The 3,711-nt window shown below is 48.6% G+C and carries 4 protein-coding genes; all 4 read left to right on the top strand.

The annotated features are described in order from the left end of the window. Positions 1-91 precede the first annotated feature (91 nt). Complete coding sequence (locus tag JF818_RS15355; protein WP_198892915.1) at positions 92-1,027, top strand: phospho-N-acetylmuramoyl-pentapeptide-transferase; 936 nt, start codon at positions 92-94, stop codon at positions 1,025-1,027. 5 nt (positions 1,028-1,032) lie between these two features. Then, the gene (locus tag JF818_RS15350; protein WP_198892914.1) at positions 1,033-2,268 is read left to right on the top strand and encodes an FtsW/RodA/SpoVE family cell cycle protein; all 1,236 of its coding nucleotides are present in this window, start codon (positions 1,033-1,035) and stop codon (positions 2,266-2,268) included. Then, entirely contained in the window at positions 2,265-3,020 is a 756-nt protein-coding gene (locus tag JF818_RS15345; protein WP_198892913.1) for a cell division protein FtsQ/DivIB, read from the top strand. Before JF818_RS15350 ends, JF818_RS15345 begins: the two co-directional genes overlap by 4 nt. Positions 3,021-3,048: 28 nt before the next feature. After that, positions 3,049-3,711: cell division protein FtsA (gene ftsA / locus JF818_RS15340; protein WP_198892912.1), on the top strand; the 663-nt coding region annotated here is incomplete at its 3' end.

The following is a 3,711-nucleotide window of genomic DNA, read 5'->3' as shown; positions in this document are numbered from 1 at the left end:
GACCTGTTCTTGCTCAAGGCCTCACGCTCAGTTGGTATGGAACGGCTTATTCCGTCCCTTACTGAATATGCTGCAAGGAGGCCGATGAGGTATGCCTGATAGGTTGCTGCTCCTGTTTGTACTCTCGTTTGTCGTAACCTTCGTTATCTCGAAGGTTCTGTTGTCTTTTGTAAAACAGAGCGACATTGCAGTAAAACCGGAGCTGAGGGCCTTCCAGAAGCAAAAGGCAGGGACTCCCGTCCTCGGTGGCTTGGCCTTCACCTTGGGAACCTTGTTGGTTTCCCTCTTTGACCCTTCGCTTTCCAATCCACAGGTGTTGTTTCCCTTGCTTGCCTTGGTCATATTTGCCGGTATCGGTTTCCTGGATGACCATATGAAGAGCAAACACTCCAATGGTGATGGCTTGCCATCGGTAGTGAAACTGTTGTTGCAGATGCAGGGAGCCCTCTTGCTTCTAATCCTGGCCAAGGGACAGAACCTACTCATTACCCATATTGATCTGGTGGTATTCCAACTTGACCTGGGTATTGGCTATTACCTGTTTGCCCTGCTGTACATTCTATATTTCGTGAATGCAGTGAATATTACCGATGGGCTTGATGCATTGGCTGCAGGAAGCAGCCTTCCAATGCTTCTCTTGCTGGTGATGCTTTCCTTGAAGACGGGTAGTATGGCTTCCAGTGCATTGCTCGGTTCCTTGCTTGCCTTCCTTTTCTTCAATCTTCCTCCTGCCCGTTATTTCATGGGGGACTGTGGCAGCCATGCGCTTGGGGCATATATTGCAATGTCAGCACTGCTGATGGGCTCTGAGCTGGTATTGTTTCTTGCCAGTGGTTTATTCCTGCTTGAACTGGCTTCCAGCCTGATTCAGATCATTTCCATCAGACGGTTTGGCCGAAAGGTATTTACCATTGCTCCACTGCACCATGCATATGAACTCAAGGGAGTGAAAGAGGGCCGCATAGTGGTTGCTTTCACCTTGGTATCCTGGTTGTTTGCAGCAGTCTCACTGCTGATCAGTAGGTGAATGCCATGGATATACGAAGAGATTTTGATGATTGGCGGCAAAAAGAAGAACCACTTGAGGAAAGCGGAAGGAATCTGAGTGCCTTTACTTTCCTTTGTGTCGTCATCCTTATCACCTCTCTTGGGCTGATCATGCTCTACAGCGCCTCATACAATGAGGCCTTGGTACACGGACTTCCACATCACTATTTCTTCACAAGACAACTGATGTTCGTAGCGTTGGCAGTGGTTGGCTGGTTTGTCATCCGTTATATACCCCTTCGTTGGATAGAGAATATTTCCTATTTCGCATTGGTTGTATCAATGATTCTCCTCCTGTTGACCCTCTTCAGTCCATTTGGGCAGGAGCGTCTGGGTTCCAAGCGTTGGCTGCAGATTGGGCCCATTCCATCCTTCCAGCCTTCAGAGTTTGCGAAGGTGGGCATCATTCTTTTCTTTGCTGCCTACCATAAGAAGGACCGTAGCGATCAATCCATGATTCTTCGTCATGGGCTGCCCATAGTGATCAGCTTGGTGATTACCTTGCTGATCTTTCTCCAGCGAGACTACTCTTCAGCAATCTTGTTCCTGTTTATCTGTTTTGCCATGTTGATCGCCAGTGGGTTCAGGATTCTTCACATGGTCATTCTCCTTGCATTCCTGGTTCCCCCAGCGATTGTTGCGATGTTCAGTCAATCCTACCGGGTCAAACGAATTTTCTCTTTCCTGTTTCCCTCCCTCGATCCTAGTGGGATGAGTTATCAGGTAAGTACCGGGTTGAAGGCAATCTCTTCAGGAGGGCTGTTTGGGGTAGGGCTTGGTAATGGGTCCTACAAGCTTGGGCTTCTTCCTGAAGTCCAGAGTGACTTCATATTTGCCTCGGTTTGCGAGGAGTTGGGACTTGTGGGTGGAGCTTTCATTCTTGCACTTTTTCTCATGTTTGCGATTCTTGGATACCATGCAAGTCGAAGGATGCAGGACAGGGATCGTTTTCTCAGCTTGATGGCCTTTGGCCTGACCAGTATGGTGCTATTCCAAGCTATCCTGAATCTTGGAGTGGTAACTGCATTGTTACCGCCCACCGGTATTCCTCTACCGTTCTTCAGCCAAGGTGGAACCAATATTCTGGTGGTATTACTGAGCTGTGCGATGCTTTACCGAATTCTACTGATCAGCAGTGGCAGGATACCACTGTACAAGAGTTCCTTGGGCAAAGAGGAGCGAGCAGCGATTCATTTCCCTTCCCAAGGGGGCGTTGAATGAGACGCATGCCGATTGGGGTGAAGTTGACCGCGATGATTCTCCCCTTGGTTGTGTTCCTGGTATTCATTGCACTGCGCACAGTTCCGCAGTTCAAGATCACCACAATCAAGGTTGTTTCAGGAAGTGGGAAGGAGAGAATTCCTGCTTCACTCAAGGAACAATTGGCAACCTACGTGGGACTCTCTCTTTTTGAACTGAATTTCAATCGTCTTGAGCGTGAGTTGGGCTCATACCCGACAATTAAATCCCTGGAACTTAAAAGAGCCTTACCTTCCTCTCTGGAAGCAACTGTTTCCTTGGTGGAAAGTCCTGCCCTGGTGCAAACCACCGATGGGTCAGAGACCTATCTGGTTGAGGGAAATGCATTGGTGAGATTGCCTGCCGAGGATATTGATGCATGGAAACAGGAGATGGTTACCATACTGGTACCTCCATCTTATGCACAGATGCTCAGAGCATATGGACTTGACCGCTCATTTCATCAGGTTATGGAATTGGCAAATTCCCTTGGAGAGAAAACTACCTTGATAACAAGTATAAAATACGATAATAATAGTAGTAACAGCTTTGGAAAGATGGTTTTGGAAATCTCCTCTCTCAATGCCCAGATTTGGGTGAGAGAGCCTGTAGGGACGGCCCAGATACAAGCGGCCGTAGCACTAGCCCAACAGGACCAGAAGGATACACTCTCCTTCCTCAGCTCGGAAGACAAGCGTTATGACCTCTATCGAGAGGGTTTGGTGCGCAGGTAATGAGACCGACCAGAAGGGGGTTGCTGTAATGGCTGGTGATAAGATGTTGATGGGACTGGATATAGGCTCAAGCCGAACTAGATGCGTTATCGGCTCAGTGAGTCGGGATGGCCAGTTGATGGTAGACAGCATCTGTGAGCACTCCAGTGAAGGAGTTCGAGCCGGTTCCATCGTTAATATTGAGCAGACCTTGAAGACCATCCAAACGGTGATCAATGAAGCGGAGCTCCAGGCAGGAGCTGAGATGAGTGAAGTCATCATCGGAATCGGTGGGGAGAATATTGTTGGTATCCCCAGTACCGGGGTGGTCGGGATCAATAGCAAGGACCAAGAAATAAAAAGAGAAGATATTTTTCGCAGTCTTGAGGTCGCCAGGGCGTTTGAACTACCCCAGGACCGTGAGATTCTCCATACATTGGTTCAGGACTTCCAGATTGATGGACAGATGGGTATCAAGGATCCCATCGATATGCTTGGGCATCGGCTCGAGAGCCGGGTGCTGATTGTAACTGCTTCTTCTGCAATTTGCCAGAATGAGCGAAAGTGTATCCAGCGGTCTGGTTTGAGCGTACAGAGAATGGTATTGCAGAGCCTTGCCGATGCTGAGGTAGTCCTCAGCGGTGAGGAAAAAGAGATGGGCACAATCCTTATCAATATCGGCAGTGGTATCACGAATATGATAGCTTATACC

Origin of the sequence: Sphaerochaeta sp. S2, from assembly GCF_016406725.1 — a bacterium.
Classification (GTDB): domain Bacteria; phylum Spirochaetota; class Spirochaetia; order Sphaerochaetales; family Sphaerochaetaceae; genus Sphaerochaeta.
The sequence above is the reverse complement of the archived record's forward strand: the minus strand, read 5'-3'. Positions and strand labels throughout refer to the sequence as shown.

Coding starts and splice junctions, on each gene's coding strand:
- JF818_RS15355 (WP_198892915.1), top strand. CDS start 92: ATGCCTGATAGGTTGCTGCTCCTGTTTGTACTCTCGTTTGTCGTAACC.
- JF818_RS15350 (WP_198892914.1), top strand. CDS start 1,033: ATGGATATACGAAGAGATTTTGATGATTGGCGGCAAAAAGAAGAACCA.
- JF818_RS15345 (WP_198892913.1), top strand. CDS start 2,265: ATGAGACGCATGCCGATTGGGGTGAAGTTGACCGCGATGATTCTCCCC.